This window comes from Pseudomonas extremorientalis (genome assembly GCF_001870465.1).
In the GTDB taxonomy this organism is placed as follows: domain Bacteria; phylum Pseudomonadota; class Gammaproteobacteria; order Pseudomonadales; family Pseudomonadaceae; genus Aquipseudomonas; species Aquipseudomonas extremorientalis.
Window position 1 is genome coordinate 323,477 of sequence record NZ_MDGK01000058.1, and the last position, 16,629, is coordinate 340,105.

A 16,629-nucleotide genomic window follows, 5' to 3' on the forward strand; every position below is an offset into this window, starting at 1 on the left:
ACAACATGAAGCAGTTCTCTCGCGCACTCTTGGCTCTGTCGGTATTTGCCGCAGTTAATGCATTCGCCGCCGGCGAACCCACCGCGCCAACCAAAGCCGGCAGTGGCACCATCAGTTTCACCGGCAGCATCAACAATGATGCCTGTTCCGTTGAAGGCATTGGCCTGAACAAAACCATCTCGATCAACATGGGCGAAGTGTCCATCAAGGACATGGGCACCGCGACCGCGCCAAAAGGTAGCGGCACTCTGAGCGCCGAGAACTTCGACATGAAGATCAGCTGCAACGCCGGCACCAAGGTGGCGATGATCTTCGAACCGACCAAAGGCGCAGGTTCGGGCATCGTTGCCGGCACCAAAGTGTTGAAGCTGATCGACGGCCTGGGCTCAGCCAAGAACGTCGGTATCGCGCTGCTTGACGCCAACGGCGCGCTGATCGACCTGAGCTCGCCAACCACCGCGAAGATCGAAAACACCCTGCAGGACAGCAACACCACGCTGAAATTCTCGGCCGCCTATGTCACGACGGCCGACATTGCATCCGTCGTAGCGGGTCGCGGCGACGCCACCCTGCCATTCACCCTGCAATACGAATAACCCCCAGCGTCGCGGGGCCTTCGGGCCCCGCACACCTCTCGAACGTAGTGGTAGCCATCATGTTGTTTCGTCATTCTCTTTCCCTCTGCGCGGGCCTGCTGGGCCTGCTTGCGGTCAGCCAGGCCACGGCCGGCATTTCGTTGAGCAGCACACGGCTGGTGTTCGATGGCCAGCACAAAGAAGCCGGTATCACAGTGCGTAACAACGGTGAAGACGTGCTGATCCAATCCTGGGTCGACACCGACACCGCTGCTACCGGCACCGTGCCGTTTGCCGTTACCCCACCGCTGGCACGGGTCACGGCCAATGAGCAACAGCTGTTGCGGGTGATTTATGCCGGCGCGGGCCTGCCTACTGACCGGGAGTCGGTGGTGTGGCTCAACGTGCAGGAAATCCCCCAGGCGTCGAAAACCCAGAACACCTTGCAGCTTGCCGTGCGCCAGCGCATCAAGGTGTTCTTTCGCCCCGCCGGCTTGAAAAACAACGCCTACCTGGCACCGACCGAGCTGCTCTGGCAGTTGGCCGAGCACGACGGCAAGCACGTGCTGCGGGTCACCAACCCGGGGATTTATCACGTGTCGATTGCCGACATTACCCTGCAAGCCGGTGCTGTCAGTGAACACCCGTTCGATTCGCTAATGATTGGGCCGGGCGAACTAAAAGAGTTCAATCTTAAACAACTTAATTCAAGCCAGCCGTCACGCTTGATATTCGGCAGCATTAATGACTATGGCGCGCAAGATCGTTATTCCGCGCAACTGGTTAACGGCGCGCCTACATCAGCCAGTTTGAACACAGAATCACCATAACGCGCCTGCCGTTCGCGCAGCCGCACTTTCACTGTATTTCTCTTCGCTCCGTTAGTTCGTATCGGAGGTGATATAGGGTTCCTGCATGTTTTTATTCAAGCGCGATGGATTGGCGCCGTTATTGATTGCCCTGGGCTTCACTTCATTGTGCCAGGCCGATGGCGACGAACAATTCAATACTTCGTTTTTGCAAGGTGCGGCAGCTGACGTCGATTTGCACACGCTGCTCGCCAGCAGCAGCGTACTGCCCGGCACTTACCGGGTTGACCTGTACGGCAATGAAACCCTGGTTGGTCGGCGCGATATCGACTTTCACCGCAACCCGCAAAACGGCAAGGTCGAGGCCTGCCTGACCCTGGAGATGCTGCAGCAAGTGGGCGTCGATATCGGCGCATTACAGGCCAGCGGCAAGCTCGTCGATACCGACTCGAATGCCTGCCTGGACCTGCCTGCCTTGATCGAGCATGCCAGCGTGCGCTACGACGTACCGCGCCTGCGCCTGCTGGTCAGCGTGCCTCAACGCGCCATGCAGCGTGGGCGGCGCGGCTACGTCGACCCTGCGCTGTGGGACGAAGGCGTGCCTGCGGCGTTCATCAATTACCAATTGAGCAGCAACCGCAACAGCACTGACGCCGATACCACGCTCTCGAATAACCTGGGCTTGCGCAACGGCATCAACCTGGGCGCGTGGCGCCTGCGCAACGAATCGAACTTCAACAGCAGCACCGACCGCCCCAGTACGTTCAAGAGCAACCGCACCTACCTGCAACATGACGTGACTGCCTTGAAGGGCCAGTTCAGTGCCGGGGATATTTTCTCGGACACCGACCTGTTCGACAGCGTGCGCTATCGCGGTCTCAAGCTGGCCTCCGACGACGGCATGCGCGCCGACAGCGAGCGTGGCTACGCGCCGATCATCCGTGGCATTGCGCAATCGAGCGCCACGGTGGAAATCCGCCAGAACAATTACATCCTCTACACCGCCAATGTGCCGCCGGGCCCGTTCGAGATCAGCGACATTTACCCCAGCGGCTCCAACGGCGACCTGGAAGTGACGGTCATCGAGGCTGACGGCCGTCGCCGGGTCACGGTGCAGGCATTTTCCAGCCTGCCGATCATGGTGCGCGAAGGCCAGTTGAAATACAGCCTCTCCGCCGGCCAGTACAACAGCAATGACGACGGGCAAGAAAAACCGCAATTTGTCAGCAGCACCCTGGCCTATGGCATCAGCAGCAACCTGTCGGGGATTGTCGGCGTACAAGCCACGCAGGACTTCCAGGCGTTGTCCGTGGGGGCTGGACGCAACACGTCGATCGGCGCGGTATCGCTGGACATGACCCACTCCGTCAGCCGCACCTTCGGCCAGCAGGTCACGGGCAACAGCGTGCGCGCGTTGTACGCCAAGACCTTTACCGGCACCGACACCAACTTCACCCTGGCGGCCTATCGGTATTCGACCGAGGGCTATCGCACCCTCGCCGACCACGTCGAGGAACTCAGCAATGAGGGCCAAAAACGCAACGGCAACTCCAAGACCCGCACCGACCTGACCATCAACCAGAGCCTGGGCCGCAACCAGCAGTTCGGCAGTGTGTACGTAAATGCCAGCGACCAGCGCTACTGGGGACGCGGCGGTTCGCAAAGCCTTTCGGCGGGCTACAGCAACTACTGGGGCGACGTGAGCTACAACCTCAGCGCCACGCATACCAAGGACGTGGGCAACTACGGGGCGTCGAACAACGACACGCTGATCAACCTGTCCGTATCCTTTCCGCTGGGCTCAAAGCCCCGCGCGCCGAGGGCCTTTATGTCGGCCAGCACGCAGAAAGGCAGCGACACCACGCAACTGGGCGTCAACGGCTACCTGACCGAAAACAGCGACACCTATTACTCATTGCAAGGCGGTAACAGCAGCACAGGCGGCAGCACCGGCTCGGCCAACCTCAGTACCCGCACCTCGCTGATGGACATCAGCGGCGGCTACAGCCAGGGCCGTGGGTACAGCGCGCAGAACCTCAACGTGGCGGGGTCGGTGGTGGCCCACCCAGGCGGTATCAACCTGGGCCAGACCGTGGGCGAGACCTTTGCGCTGGCGCACGTCGACGGCGTGCAGGGCGTGAAGATCGGCAGCTTTTCCGGGGCAAAGACCGGCCGTAACGGCTATGCGGTGATCCCCAATGCGCAGCCTTACCGGGTGAACTGGATCAGCCTGGACACCCGTGACCTGGGCGCTGACATTGAAATCGATAACGCCACCCAGCAGGTCGTGCCTCGTCGTGGGGCCGTGGTGGTGGCCCGCTATACCAGCAAGAGCGGGCGGCGCGTGCAGTTTGCGCTGTTCGACGCGCATCACCAGCCCATCCCGTTTGGTGCGTCGCTGGAGAGTGTTGCGGGCAAGCAGATCGCGATGTCCGATCCTAGCGGCAAGGCATTGGCATTGATCGAAGAGGATGCCGGTACGCTGGTGATCAAGTGGGGTGACCAGCACTGCCAGGCGCCGTATACGCTGGGCGAGCGCAATAAGGCGCTGAACTATGAGCAGGCGGCCCTGACCTGCTTGCCATAAATCCATCAACGCCACTGATCAAATGTGGGAGGGGGCTTGCCCCTTTCCACATTTTTGCCCCTGTGTGGCTTAGAAGTCACGTTTGTAGAAGATATCCAGGGAGCTGGCCACGCCGCTCGCCACTTCCAGGTACACCTTCTTGCTCAACAGGTAGCGCAAGGCAATGGTGCTGGCCGGTTCGAACACGCCTACCCCATACCGTAGGCTGAGTTTCTCGGTGATCTTGCCGCTGGCCACCACGGCGGTGTTATTGCCGCTGCCCTGAGTGTCGAGTTCGAAGTCCTGGATGCCCAGGTTCTTCGCCAGGTCCGAGGTGACCCCGGCACTGCCCATCAAGCCCAGGCCCAGCGCAGCCTGGGCCAGCATGTTGTTGTCTTCACCGGTGGTGCTCAGCGGACGCCCCAGCACCAGGTAGGACAGCGCCTGCTCCTGGCTCATGGCCGGTTCGGAGAAGATTTGCGTGGTGGGTTGTTCCGCGCTGCCACTGAGGCGGATACCGGCGACCACATCGCCCGTCTTGCGAATCGCTTCGATATCCAGGAATGGCTGGTCCAGCGGCCCGGCAAACAACAGCCGCGCACGCCGCACATCGAGCTTCTGGCCGTAGGCGCGGTAGCGGCCATCGTTGAGCCATAGTTCGCCCCGGGTGTCGAGGTTGTCGCCGATGTGCACCTGGCCCTGGACCTTCGCGGTGAGGCCGAAGCCCGAGAAGTTGAGCTTGTCTTCGCCCACCACCACGTTGATATCCATCGCCATGGCCATCGGTGGTTTGCCCTCCTCGGTCTGGCTGCCGATGATCACCGTGTCATCGGAAACCTTGACCGTCGACGGCGGCAGCTCGCGCACAGTGATGTCGCCACGTGGGATGTGCACGTTGCCGGCGATGGCCAGCTTGTCGTTCTTCAGGCTGATTTTCAGGTCGGGCGCCACTTCCAGCACGGCGTAAGGTTCGACCGTGACAGGCAACTGCGAGCCTTGCAAACTGAGGTCCACCACCAGGGCCTTGCCCCAGTCGACCTGACCCTTGAGGCTGCCCTGCCCGGCCTTGCCACTGTGCCAGGCGCCGTTGAGCTGCACGCTTTCGCCGGCAATCAGCGCCTGCACATTCAAGCCTTCCAGGCTGATGGGCAGTTCCGACCCGGAGATCTCGCCGCCCACCAGGTTGACGTTGCCGTTGACCTGGGGCGCCAGCAGGCCGCCGGAGAGACGGCCATTGCCGTTGAGCTTGCCGGTGAGTTTCTCCACCATCGGCACAAACGGCCGCGCCACCGCGAGGTCGAGGCCGACCAGGCTGAAGTTGCCGGTGATCGGTTTGTTTTTCGGCAACGGGTTGATCTGTGCCTGTAACAGCAGTTCGCCGAGTTTGCCGCCCTGAAAGTTGAGCTGCGTGTCGATGCGCTTGGGGTTGAGGGTGGTTTCCAGTTTCAGCGTGTCATAGGGGAAATCCAGCCACTGGTCCTTGTCCTTGACGCGCAGGGTGCCGCCACTGGCGTCCACCGAGACCACGCCTTTGGGGCCGCTGTCCGGGAGGTCCAGTTGCAGGTCGGCATTGAGCTTGCCCTGCCAGGCAAAATCCTTGGGCAGGAACGCCGCCAGGCTGTCGATGGGGAATTGCTTGAGGTGGTAACGCAGCTTCGGCTCGGGCATCAGGCGCTGGTCTTCGCCGCACAGGCTGGCGGGGCCGGACACCCAGCAGTGCGCGGCAAAGGTGAGCTTGCCATCGGCCATGCGCTCGATCTTTGCCGGCGCCTGCAGTTTCCAGTCCTGGCCACCGGCTTGGACGTCGCCACTGGCCAGGCGCCCGCGCCAGTTGCCTTTGTCGAGGTTGCCGTCCAATGCCAGGGCCAGCTTGACCAGAGGGCCGGCCAGGTCCAGTTGGACTTTCTGGTTCTTGATATCGCCCTGGGCGCTGGCCGTCAGGGTGCCGACCTGGGTGTCGCCGGCCTGGATACCGCTGCCCTTGAGGTCGATTTTGGCGCGCTGGGCGTTATCCAGGTTGGCATCGAGGGTAAGGCTTTGCAGGCGGTTCTCGGCAAACGCCAGTTGCTGGCCCTTGAGGGCGAGTTTGCCCTGAGGCGCGTTGAGGCTGCCGGCCACGTCGAGCCGGCCATTGACTTGCCCGCGCAACTGCGGCCACAACTGGGCCAGACGCGCCAGCTTGATATCGATCTGCCCGGCCAGGCGTTGTTGCAGGCTGCCGCTGCCGTTGATGCGGTTGTCGCCCAGGCGGATATCCAGGTTGGCCAGGGTCCACTGCTCGCCCGCGCCTTCGGCCTTGGCCGCCAGCACCGCGGTTTGCCCGCGGAGGCGGCCCTTGAGGTCGAGGTCGGCGTTCAGCTTGAGCTGCTCGTTCTTGAACTCGCCCTTGCTGCGCAGCGGCCCGGCCAGGGTGCCGGGCAGTTCGGCCACCCAATATGCCGGGTTCAGCGCCGACAGGTCGAGGGCCGTGTCCCAGGCAATGCCATCGGCGAATTGCAGGTTCAGGTGGCCTTCGGCCTTGCCTTGGCCGGCGGTGAGTTTCAGCTCGGGCAGGAAGATTTGCGTGAGGTCGCCACTGAACGGCGTGACCACGTTGAACTTGCCTGCGGGGCCGTCGAGGTCAGCCTTGAGGTTGCCCAGGTAGTTGCCGTCTTTATAGGAAATCTCGCCATTGAACGTATGCAGGGTGACTTGCGGCTCGTCGATCACCGGATAGAGGCGATGCCAAGGGAAGTCCAGCCAGTCGACCTTGGCATCGGCGCTGAAGCCTTGTTGCCAGTCCAGATTGGCGCTGAGCTTGAGGCTTTGCTTGTCACCGGCATTCAGGTCCAGGCCGGCGATCTGCGCACCCTTGGCGTCGACCTTGCCTTGCAGCAGCAAGTCCACCGGGCCTTTTTCCGCCGGCAGCACGGCTTTGCCCAGCAGTTGGTAGCCACGGCTCAAATCACCTTGGGCGGTGAGGTCGAGTTGATTGAGTTGCAGGGTGTCGGGCAGCTCGGCGCTAGGCTTGAAGCCGTCGGCGGTGATGTGTAATTGCGCTGGGAGGTGTTCCACCAGGGGTTGAAGTTCTCCCGTGAGCTTGGCTGGCAAATAGCCCGTGCTGTCGGCGTCAAGCTTGAGGGTCTTGAGCAGGTCGCCCTTAACCTTGAGCGCCACCTTCCAGGGTGCATCATCTGGCGCATAGGGCAGACTGAGATTACCGCTGGCGCTCAACGGCCAGTCGCCGGTGGGTTGCAGCAGGCCGGCCAGTTCCAGCACCAGGCCATCGCGTTGCAGGTGAACCGAGTCGATCTGCATACCGGCGGAGGTCCAATGCGCCGCCAGTTGCAGGCCCTTTAGCTCTTCGCTGCCGTTGAACAGCAGGCTGCCGACGCGAACGTCGCCCAACTGGATGGCCACGGGTAGCTTCAAGTCAGGCAGTGCGATGGGGCCGCTGCTTTCTTCGGCGCTCGGTGGAAATTGCAGGCTGACCTGTTCCACGTCCAAGCGGTCGATGCACAAGGTCATGCGCAACAGGCAGGCCGGCGACCAATCCAGCTTGGGCGCCTGGAGTTCGATGCGGCTGCTGTCCTGCTGCCACAGCAGATGGTCGGCGCTCCATTGGCCGCCCAGATGCCCCTGGAAATTGTCGACACTCAAGCCCGGCACGCGTGCCAACACCCAGCGGCTGCCCGCCTGGGTACCCAGCACCGCCCACACTGCCAGCAACAACACGGCAAGGCTCGCGACCACGGCCAACCCCGCTATTTTAAAACCACGCATCACAGCTCAGGCCCCATGGAAAAGTGCAATCGAATGCCGCCCGGGTCTTCCAGGGCATGGGCCAGGTCCAGGCGGATCGGGCCGACCGGCGACACCCAGCGGATACCGACGCCAACGCCGGTTTTAAGGCTGGGCATTTCCAGGGTATTGAACGAGTTGCCCTGGTCGACGAAGGTCGCGATCCGCCATTTCTCGGCGATGGAATATTGATACTCGGCGCTCAGGGCCACCATGTAGCGGCCACCGATGCGATCGCCCCGGTCGTTCTCCGGCGACAGTGTCTGGTACTCATAGCCCCGTACGCTCTGGTCGCCACCGGCAAAGAAACGCAGCGATGGCGGCACCGATTTGTAGCCGTTGGTGGCACTGCCGCCCACCTGCGCACGGGCCAGGAAGCGATGGTTGTCCCACAGCGTGGTCAGGCCTTTGACCATGGCGGTGCCGTAAAGCAGGTTGGTATCGGAGCCCAGGCCTTCCTTGGCGACTTTGGTGTCGAATTGCAGGCGGTAGCCGTTGTGCGGGTCGATGCGGTTGTCGCTGCGCAGATAGGAATAGCTGACGCCCGGCATCACCAGGTTGCTCAGGCCGGAGTCATTGCCCAGGCGATATTCTTCACGCTGATACTTGAGCGAAATCACCCGGGTCCAGCCGCTGGGCAGCTTGCTGTGCCACTCGGGGCCCACGGTGAGCAATTTACTCAGGGTGTCGGTATTGGCGATTTCTTCGTTCTGATAGCCACCGGCAAAGCGCAGTTTATCGGTGAGCGGTGGGTCCAGCGGTATGTCGTACCACAGGCCGACGTTCTGCCGCGGCGCCGACAGCTCGGCTTCCCAACCATAGCTGTGGCCCTGGGGGTTGACCCAGTGGCGGGTCCAGTTGGCTTTGCCACGCGGGCCGACGTCAGTGGAAAACCCCAGGCCCAGCCCCATGGTGCGCGGCTTGCGGGTCTCCAAGCGCACGGCCACCGGGATGATGTCATTGGTCGACGCGGCAGGGGCGGCGTCCACGCGCACGCCTTCAAAAAAGCCACTGGCTTGCAGGTTCTGGTTGAGTTCGGCGATCAGTTCGGAATCGTAGGGCGTGCCGCTTTTGAACGGCACCATGCGTTGCAGCAGCTCTTCGTCAAACGGCGTGTCGCCGGCGAAGCTGACTTTGCCCAATGTATAGCGCGGGCCGCTGTTGTAGATGAGTTCGATATCGGCGACACCGGCCTTCGGGTCTACCGCAAGTTTCTGGCTTGTGAAGCGCCCGCTGAAAAAGCCGTAGCGCGAAGCCTGGTTCTGGATCAGGCGCTTGGCGTCTTCGTAATGGCCGTGGTTGAGCACGGCGCCAGCCTTGAGGTCGTTGCTGACGGGCACGCGAAAGGTCTTGAGGTCTGCGGCGGGGCCGTCGACCCGAATGGTCACGTTGCGCAAATGCACCGGTTCGCCGGGGTCGATGGTGAGGATCAGGCGCGGGTTCTTGCCGCCCTTCACTTCACTGTCGATCTGTGGCTGATAGAAGCCAAGGGCCTGGGCAGCTTTGCGCGCCTGATCCTCGGCGCCACGGCTGAACCGCAGCAGGGCCTCTTCATCACGATCGCCCACCCCGCCGATATAGCCTTCGATGTTGGCTTTCAACGCGTCGTTCGAGGGCTTGATCCGCACGTCCAGTTCGCTTTGCGCCAACGCGCCGCAGCTTGTGAACAGCAGAATCAAGCCGCTGGTAAATCTTCCTGGAAACTTCATAGGCGCGGATGCTACACGAGCAAGGGAGACTCTTTGAACTCGGATTTATCTGAATAATTCTGTATTAAGCCGTTGCAGCATGTAACGACTGCGGATTGGGATGGAAAAACACATGTTCCAGGATCGGGCCTACCGCCACTTCACCGATTTCCTCGTAGCCCTGACGCTTATAGAACTCCAGGTAACGTGAATTCCCAGTGTCCAGCACCACACCGGATGAATGCGGGTCTTCGGCACACCAATTGTGCACGGCTTCCAGCAACTGCTCGCCGTAATGCTTACCCTGGAACTGCGGGTGAATGCCCAGCAACGGCAGTACATGTACCGACTCACTGGGCAGGCACGCCAGCACCGCGTGATGGTAGTCGAGGTAACGCCGTGTACCGCGCACGCCGGTGCTCAGCCACATGCGCAGTTGCCAGGCCCAGCTTTCGGTGATGCCCAGGCGCCGCTGCGGTGGCGCGATCAGGGCGATGCCGATCAGCCGGTCGTTGACGAACAGGCCGATGGCCGGCAGTTTCTGAAAGAAGTGCTGCTTGACCAACTCGCGCACGGTGGCGCGCACCCGTTGTTCATAACCGGGGCGCTCGGCTTCGAAGATGTAGGCGAAGGTCGGCTCATGCCGATAGGCCTGGTACAACAGGGACCGGGCCTCGCGGGAGTAACCGCTGTTGAGCAGGCGAATTTCAGCAATTGCAGTTGTAGTGTCCGGCATACCGTCAATCTCCCTGGGCGCGGCTCAAAGGGCAGCGTTCTTATGGGTACGAACCTACACAGCACGAGTCGTTCCCAGACATTAAGCAGTGCATGTGCCCTACCGCCACGCTGGCCCCCGTCCGACTTGTCCGCTAGCATCGCCCTTTTGCCAGACTGGACTGCCGACCATGAAAATCGTCTCCTTCAATATCAACGGGCTGCGCGCCCGCCCTCATCAGTTGGCGGCGCTGATTGAAAAGCACCAGCCCGACGTGATCGGTTTGCAGGAAACCAAAGTCCACGATGACCAATTCCCGCTGGCCGAAGTGCAGGCCCTTGGCTATCACGTGTACTACCATGGGCAAAAAGGCCACTACGGGGTGGCGCTGCTCTCGCGCAAGGAAGCCCTGAGCGTGCACAAAGGCTTTGCCAGTGACGAAGAGGACGCCCAGCGTCGCTTTATCTGGGGCACCTTCGCCGACGCGAACGGCCACCCGGTCACCATCATGAACGGCTACTTCCCCCAGGGCGAAAGCCGCGACCACCCGACCAAGTTCCCGGCCAAGCAGCGCTTCTACGAAGACCTGCAGCAACTGCTGGAAAGCCAGTTCAGCAACGACCAGGCGCTGGTGGTGATGGGCGACGTAAACATTTCCCCGGAAGACTGCGACATCGGCATCGGTGCCGACAACGCCAAGCGTTGGCTCAAGACCGGCAAATGCAGCTTCCTGCCGGAAGAGCGCGCATGGATGGCTCGCCTGAAAAACTGGGGCCTGGTGGACAGCTTCCGCCACCTCAACCCGGACGTGGCCGACCGCTTCAGCTGGTTCGACTACCGCAGCCGGGGCTTTGAAGACGAGCCCAAGCGTGGGCTGCGCATTGACGTGATCCTGGCCTCCAATGGCCTGCTTTCGCGGGTCAAGGATGCCGGGGTGGATTACGAGCTGCGTGGGCTGGAGAAGCCTTCGGACCATGCGCCGATCTGGCTGGAACTGAGCTGATCGCAAAAAGTGGGAGTGGGCTTGCCCCTCCCACATTCAGCCTTGCGGCGCACCCGTCACATTTATGCAACCTGTCTGTCTTATTCTCGCGGCACTCCCTTTGGCTTGAGAAGGTGCCGGCATGAGGCTGCGCGTTCTGTTACTGCTGACCGTTTTTCCCCTCTTCGCCGTATCCGCTCCCCTGCCCCTTCCTGATCAAGGCCCGGCACTGCGTATCCAGGGCTCCAATACCATTGGCGCGGCGTTGGGTCCGGCACTGGTCAAGGGGCTGATGGAGCATCAGGGCTTGCAGGCGGTGCACAGCGAACCGGGCGAAGGCGTCAATGAACAGCGTGTGATCGGCAAGACGCGCCAAGGCAAGACCGTGACCATCGAGGTCGCGGCCCACGGATCGAGCACCGGGTTCACGGCGCTGAAAAAAGCCAGCGCCGATCTCGCCGCCTCGTCTCGCCCGATCAAGGACAGTGAACTGGTCGACCTTGAACCCCTGGGCGACCTGAAAAGCCCTGAAGCCGAACAAGTGATTGCCATCGACGGCCTGGCGATCATCCTCCACCCGCAGAACCCGTTGAACACACTGAATACCGAGCAACTGGCGCAGATTTTCAATGGTGAGGTCAGTACCTGGGAGGCGCTGGGTGGAGTGGGCGGCCCCATTCATGTGTACGCACGGGATGATCAATCCGGCACCTACGACACGTTCAAGGAACTGGTATTGCGTCTGCGTGGCAAGCCGCTTGCCTCGGGTGCCAAGCGTTTCGAGTCCAGCGAGCAGCTGTCCGACGCGGTCAGCCAAGACCCGCAGGGTATCGGCTTTATCGGCCTGCCCTACGTACGCCAGGCCAAAGCCGTGGCGATTGTGGATGGCGATTCACAGCCCATGCTGGCGCTCAACAGCCTGATTGCTACCGAGGATTACCCGCTGTCACGCCGGTTGTTTTTCTACCTGCCGCCGTCCGGGCATAACCCGTGGGCCAAGGCGCTGGTGGACTTTACCCAGAGCGGCAAGGGCCAGGCGATTGTGGCCGCAAACGGGTTTATTGCGCAGCAGGTGCAGGCGATCGCCGTGCAACCGCGCCCGTCGATGCCCGATGATTATCAGGGTATCGCCCGCGACGCCCAGCGCCTGACGGTGAATTTTCGCTTTGAAGAAGGCAGCGCCAGCCTGGACAACAAGGCGCGCCAGGATCTGCAAAGGGTGGTGGCGTATCTGAAGAGCCACGACAAGCTGGATAAGCAGGTGACGCTGGTGGGCTTTGGCGATGCCAAGGATGACCCGCAGCGCGCCGCGCTACTGTCAAAGTTGCGGGCGATGGCGGTGCGTCGGGAGTTGGTGAAGAACGCCGTGGTGCTGCGCGATATCCGTGGGTTGGGTGCACAGATGCCGGTGGCGGCGAATACGGCGGATGAAGGCCGGATCAAGAATCGGCGGGTGGAGGTTTGGGTTTACTGAGGGCTGATGGAGCTTCATTGCCTGATCCGGCCTCATCGGGGTGCCCCCTCCCACATTTTGATCTGTGAACACATCCAAGTGTGGGAGGGGGCACCCCGATGCAGGCGACGCGGTGTTACTGCCCGCTGCGCATCAGCTCTTTAGGCACGTACTTGCCAATCTCGAACTTGCCGATGGCCGCCCGGTGCACTTCGTCCGGGCCGTCGGCCAGGCGCAGGGTGCGTTGCATGGCGTACATGTAGGCCAGCGGGAAGTCGTTGGAAACGCCGGCGCCGCCGTGAATCTGGATTGCGCGGTCGATCACCTTCAAGGCCACGTTCGGCGCCACTACCTTGATCTGGGCGATTTCACTCTTCGCCACTTTGTTGCCCACGGTGTCCATCATGTACGCCGCTTTCAGGGTCAGCAGGCGCGCCATGTCGATCTCCATGCGTGAGTCGGCAATCTTGTCGATATTGCCACCCAACCGGGCCAGCGGCTTGCCGAACGCGGTCCGGCTGACGGAGCGTTTGCACATCAATTCCAACGCACGCTCAGCCATACCGATGGAGCGCATGCAGTGGTGGATACGGCCTGGACCGAGGCGGCCCTGGGCGATTTCGAAACCCCGGCCTTCGCCGAGCAGGACGTTTTCATAGGGTACGCGGACGTTGTCGAACAGCACCTCGGCGTGGCCGTGAGGCGCGTCGTCGTAGCCGAACACCGGCAGCGGGCGCACGATTTTCACACCCGGGGTGTCCACTGGCACCAGGATCATCGAGTGCTGCTGGTGGCGCGGCGCATCCGGGTTGCTCAGGCCCATGAAGATCAGGATCCTGCAGCGCGGATCGCAGGCCCCGGAGGTCCACCATTTCTTGCCGTTGATCACCCATTCGTCGCCCTGGCGCTCGGCGCGGGCGGCCATGTTGGTGGCGTCCGAGGAAGCGACGTCCGGCTCGGTCATGGCGAAGGCTGAGCGGATCTCACCGCGCAGCAAGGGCTCCAACCAACGTTGCTTCTGTTCTTCGTTGGCGTAGCGCACCAGCACTTCCATATTGCCGGTGTCGGGGGCGGAACAGTTGAACGGCTCCGGGCCCAGCAGGGAGCGTCCCATGATTTCGGCCAGTGGCGCGTATTCGAGGTTGGTGAGGCCGGCGCCCAGTTCGGATTCAGGCAGGAACAGGTTCCACAGGCCTTCGGCCTTCGCCTTGGCTTTCAACTCCTCCATGATTGCGGTGGGCTGCCAGCGGTCGCCTTCGCTGACCTGGCGTTCGAACACCGGCTCCGCCGGGTAAACGTAAGCGTCCATGAACGCAGTGACGCGTTCACGCAGTTCCTGAACCTTGGGCGAATAGGCGAAATCCATGAGCAGCTCCCTTCTCTGAGAGGTTGTTTAGGTCATGCAATCGATGCTAGAACAGCGTTGATAATTTACCTAGCCTATTCTCGGCGTGTATTAACATTCATCACCGATATATGATCGACGTATGGCCACCTAACAATAAGAGCGCTGCGAAATGAATCTGAGCAAGGTCGACCTCAACCTGTTTATCGTCTTTGACGCGATCTACACCGAAGCCAACCTGACCCGCGCCGGGCAGATTGTCGGCATCACCCAGCCGGCGGTGTCCAACGCGCTGGCGCGCCTGCGTGAGACCTTCAACGACCCGCTGTTCGTGCGCACCGCCCAGGGCATGGTGCCGACGCCGATGGCACAGAACATCATCGGCCCGGTGCGCAATGCGCTGTCGTTGCTGCGGGTATCAGTGCAGGAAAGCCGCATCTTCAACCCGCAACAGGCGGCCAAGACCTACCGCATCAGCATGACCGACCTCACCGAGGCGGTGATCCTGCCGTTGCTGTTCCAGCGCCTGCGCCGCCTGGCGCCCACGGTGGTGATCGAGAGTTTCCTGTCCAAGCGCCGCGAAACCACCAAGGAACTGGCCGCCGGGCGCCTGGATTTTGCCGTGGATGCGCCGCTCAACACCGACCCGCAGGTTCGCCACGTCAAGCTGATGGAAGACCGCTACGTGTGTGCCATGCGCAAGGGGCATCCGCTGGCCGGCAAGGACAAGCTCACGCTGGATGACTACCTGTCGCTGACCCACATCCATATTTCCAGCCGGCGCAACGGTCTGGGCCATGTGGACCTGGCCCTGGGCAAGATGGGCATCCAGCGCAAGATCGCCCTGCGCTCCCAGCATTACCTGATGGCCTCGCAGGTGCTGCAGCAGACCGACATGGTCATGACCGTGCCCGAGCGCTTCGCCCGCCGCCATGAACTGCACTGGTTCAACCTGCCGGTCAACGACGTACCGCCGGTGGAAACCCATCTGTACTGGCACGAAAGCACCGACCAGGACCCGGCCAACCGCTGGATGCGCGAGCAGATGATCGAGTTGTGCCAGCAGGTCACGGCCCATGAGAAGAAGCTGGATAAACAACAGGCGTGAGGTTAGCGAGCCCCCTGTGGGAGGGGGCTTGCCCCCGATGGGTCACGCCGCGACCCTTGACGTTTACGTCAACCTGCCAGTAGCTTAACGCCAAGACCTCCTTGAGCGCCCCCATGAGCACGACTTACAGCATCTCCGACCTCGCCCGCGAGCTCGACATCACCACCCGCGCCATTCGCTTCTACGAAGAACAAGGCCTGCTGGCCCCGGAACGCCGGGGCCAGGAGCGCATCTACTCGGCGCGCGACAAGGTCAGCCTCAAACTGATCCTGCGGGGCAAGCGCATCGGTTTTTCCCTGGCCGAGTGCCGCGAGCTGATCGAACTCTACGACCCCACCAGTGGCAACCACGTGCAACTCAACAGCATGCTGGCAAAAATCGCCGAGCGCCGTGAGCAACTGGAACAGCAACTGCTGGACATCGAACAGATGAAGCTGGAACTGGACACCGCCGAAGAGCGCTGCACCCAGGCCCTGGCCCACACCCTGCGCCAGGCCGACCACTGATCAAAAGGTAATTGCCATGTCCCTCCCCTCACACGTGCGCCTGGTGGAAGTCGGCCCGCGCGATGGTTTGCAGAACGAAGCCCAACCCATCAGCGTGGCGGACAAGGTCCATTTGGTGGACGCCCTCAGCGCTGCCGGCTTGCGCTATATCGAGGTCGGCAGTTTTGTCTCGCCCAAGTGGGTGCCGCAAATGGCCGGTTCCGCCGAGGTATTTGCGCAGATCCAGCGCAAGCCCGGTGTGACTTATGGTGCGCTGGCGCCGAACCTGCGCGGGTTTGAGGACGCGCTGGCGGCTGGCGTTAAGGAAGTGGCGGTGTTTGCCGCTGCGTCCGAGGCGTTTTCCCAGCGCAATATCAATTGCTCCATCAGTGAAAGCCTGGAGCGCTTCGCGCCGATCATGGCGGCGGCCAGGCAGCATGGGGTCAGCGTGCGGGGCTATGTGTCCTGCGTGCTGGGGTGCCCATATGAAGGCGAGATCGCGCCGGAACAGGTCGCGGCGGTGGCGCGGGAGTTATATGCCATGGGCTGCTACGAGGTGTCTCTGGGCGACACCATCGGCACCGGCACGGCAGGCGCCACGCGGCGGCTGTTCGAGGTGGTCGGGGCGCAGGTGCCACGGGACAAACTGGCGGGGCACTTCCATGACACCTATGGCCAGGCCATCGCGAATATCTACGCCAGCCTGCTGGAAGGCATCACGGTGTTCGACAGCTCTATCGCGGGCCTCGGCGGCTGCCCCTATGCCAAGGGCGCCAGCGGTAATGTCGCCACCGAAGACGTGTTGTACCTGCTCAACGGCCTGGGCATCGAGACCGGTATCGACCTTGAGGCATTGATTGGCGCGGGGCAGCAGATCAGCAGCGTACTGGGCCGGCCAACAGGATCGCGTGTGGCCAAGGCGCGTAACGCCGGTTGAGTAGCTTAGCCGTGACAATGTGTTACCGCACGCCTACACATCGAGTAACACGGGAACATATTTTGTCGTATTTGCCGTAGGCCAATCCCTACGCAAAAATCAAATCATTGATTTTAAAGGGTTTTAAAAAGTTGGCACGGCTTCTGCTATCTCTATCGCATAACAAGAATAAAAAGCGCCAAACCT

The 16,629-nt window shown here is 61.8% G+C and carries 12 protein-coding genes; 8 read left to right on the forward strand and 4 right to left on the reverse strand.

The window, feature by feature from the left end:
* Positions 1 to 5 precede the first annotated feature (5 nt).
* The 3 genes from BFN10_RS25285 to BFN10_RS25295 all read left to right on the forward strand — a co-directional run bounded on the left by BFN10_RS25285 (position 6) and on the right by BFN10_RS25295 (position 3,971).
* Entirely contained in the window at positions 6 to 596 is a 591-nt protein-coding gene (locus BFN10_RS25285) for a fimbrial protein (protein WP_071491983.1), read from the forward strand.
* 59 nt (positions 597 to 655) lie between these two features.
* Entirely contained in the window at positions 656 to 1,405 is a 750-nt protein-coding gene (locus BFN10_RS25290) for a fimbrial biogenesis chaperone (RefSeq protein WP_071491984.1), read from the forward strand.
* An 85-nt stretch (positions 1,406 to 1,490) separates the two neighbouring features.
* Positions 1,491 to 3,971, forward strand: coding sequence for a fimbria/pilus outer membrane usher protein (locus BFN10_RS25295; protein ID WP_071491985.1), 2,481 nt, complete (start codon positions 1,491 to 1,493; stop codon positions 3,969 to 3,971).
* Between the two features lie 69 nt (positions 3,972 to 4,040).
* On the opposite strand, the gene BFN10_RS25300 is transcribed toward BFN10_RS25295, so the two are convergent.
* The 3 genes from BFN10_RS25300 to BFN10_RS25310 all read right to left on the reverse strand — a co-directional run bounded on the left by BFN10_RS25300 (position 4,041) and on the right by BFN10_RS25310 (position 10,154).
* The gene (locus BFN10_RS25300; RefSeq protein WP_071491986.1) at positions 4,041 to 7,712 is read right to left on the reverse strand and encodes a translocation/assembly module TamB domain-containing protein; all 3,672 of its coding nucleotides are present in this window, start codon (positions 7,710 to 7,712) and stop codon (positions 4,041 to 4,043) included.
* Positions 7,712 to 9,439 (reverse strand): autotransporter assembly complex protein TamA, encoded by a 1,728-nt coding sequence (locus BFN10_RS25305; protein ID WP_071491987.1) that lies wholly within the window; start codon positions 9,437 to 9,439, stop codon positions 7,712 to 7,714. The genes BFN10_RS25300 and BFN10_RS25305 overlap by 1 nt, the downstream gene beginning before the upstream one ends.
* A 64-nt stretch (positions 9,440 to 9,503) precedes the next feature.
* Positions 9,504 to 10,154, reverse strand: coding sequence for a GNAT family N-acetyltransferase (locus BFN10_RS25310; RefSeq protein ID WP_071491988.1), 651 nt, complete (start codon positions 10,152 to 10,154; stop codon positions 9,504 to 9,506).
* Positions 10,155 to 10,323: 169 nt separating this feature from the next.
* On the opposite strand from BFN10_RS25310, the gene xthA reads away from it, so the two are divergent.
* The gene (gene xthA / locus BFN10_RS25315; RefSeq protein WP_071491989.1) at positions 10,324 to 11,136 is read left to right on the forward strand and encodes an exodeoxyribonuclease III; all 813 of its coding nucleotides are present in this window, start codon (positions 10,324 to 10,326) and stop codon (positions 11,134 to 11,136) included.
* Positions 11,137 to 11,257: 121 nt separating this feature from the next.
* Positions 11,258 to 12,589 (forward strand): substrate-binding domain-containing protein, encoded by a 1,332-nt coding sequence (locus BFN10_RS25320; protein ID WP_071491990.1) that lies wholly within the window; start codon positions 11,258 to 11,260, stop codon positions 12,587 to 12,589.
* A gap of 115 nt (positions 12,590 to 12,704) precedes the next feature.
* Here BFN10_RS25320 and BFN10_RS25325 read toward each other — a convergent pair whose 3' ends face one another.
* The gene (locus tag BFN10_RS25325; protein WP_071491991.1) at positions 12,705 to 13,934 is read right to left on the reverse strand and encodes an acyl-CoA dehydrogenase; all 1,230 of its coding nucleotides are present in this window, start codon (positions 13,932 to 13,934) and stop codon (positions 12,705 to 12,707) included.
* Positions 13,935 to 14,085: 151 nt separating this feature from the next.
* Here BFN10_RS25325 and BFN10_RS25330 point away from each other — a divergent pair, with 151 nt between their 5' ends.
* From BFN10_RS25330 to BFN10_RS25340, 3 genes are all read left to right on the forward strand, one after another.
* Positions 14,086 to 15,021, forward strand: coding sequence for a LysR family transcriptional regulator (locus tag BFN10_RS25330; protein WP_071491992.1), 936 nt, complete (start codon positions 14,086 to 14,088; stop codon positions 15,019 to 15,021).
* A 113-nt stretch (positions 15,022 to 15,134) separates the two neighbouring features.
* Positions 15,135 to 15,527: a MerR family transcriptional regulator gene (locus BFN10_RS25335; RefSeq protein WP_071491993.1), complete on the forward strand. Its 393-nt coding sequence runs from the start codon at positions 15,135 to 15,137 to the stop codon at positions 15,525 to 15,527.
* Positions 15,528 to 15,543: 16 nt separating this feature from the next.
* Positions 15,544 to 16,443, forward strand: a complete 900-nt coding sequence (locus BFN10_RS25340) for a hydroxymethylglutaryl-CoA lyase (RefSeq protein WP_071491994.1) — start codon at positions 15,544 to 15,546, stop codon at positions 16,441 to 16,443.
* The last annotated feature ends 186 nt before the right edge of the window (positions 16,444 to 16,629 follow it).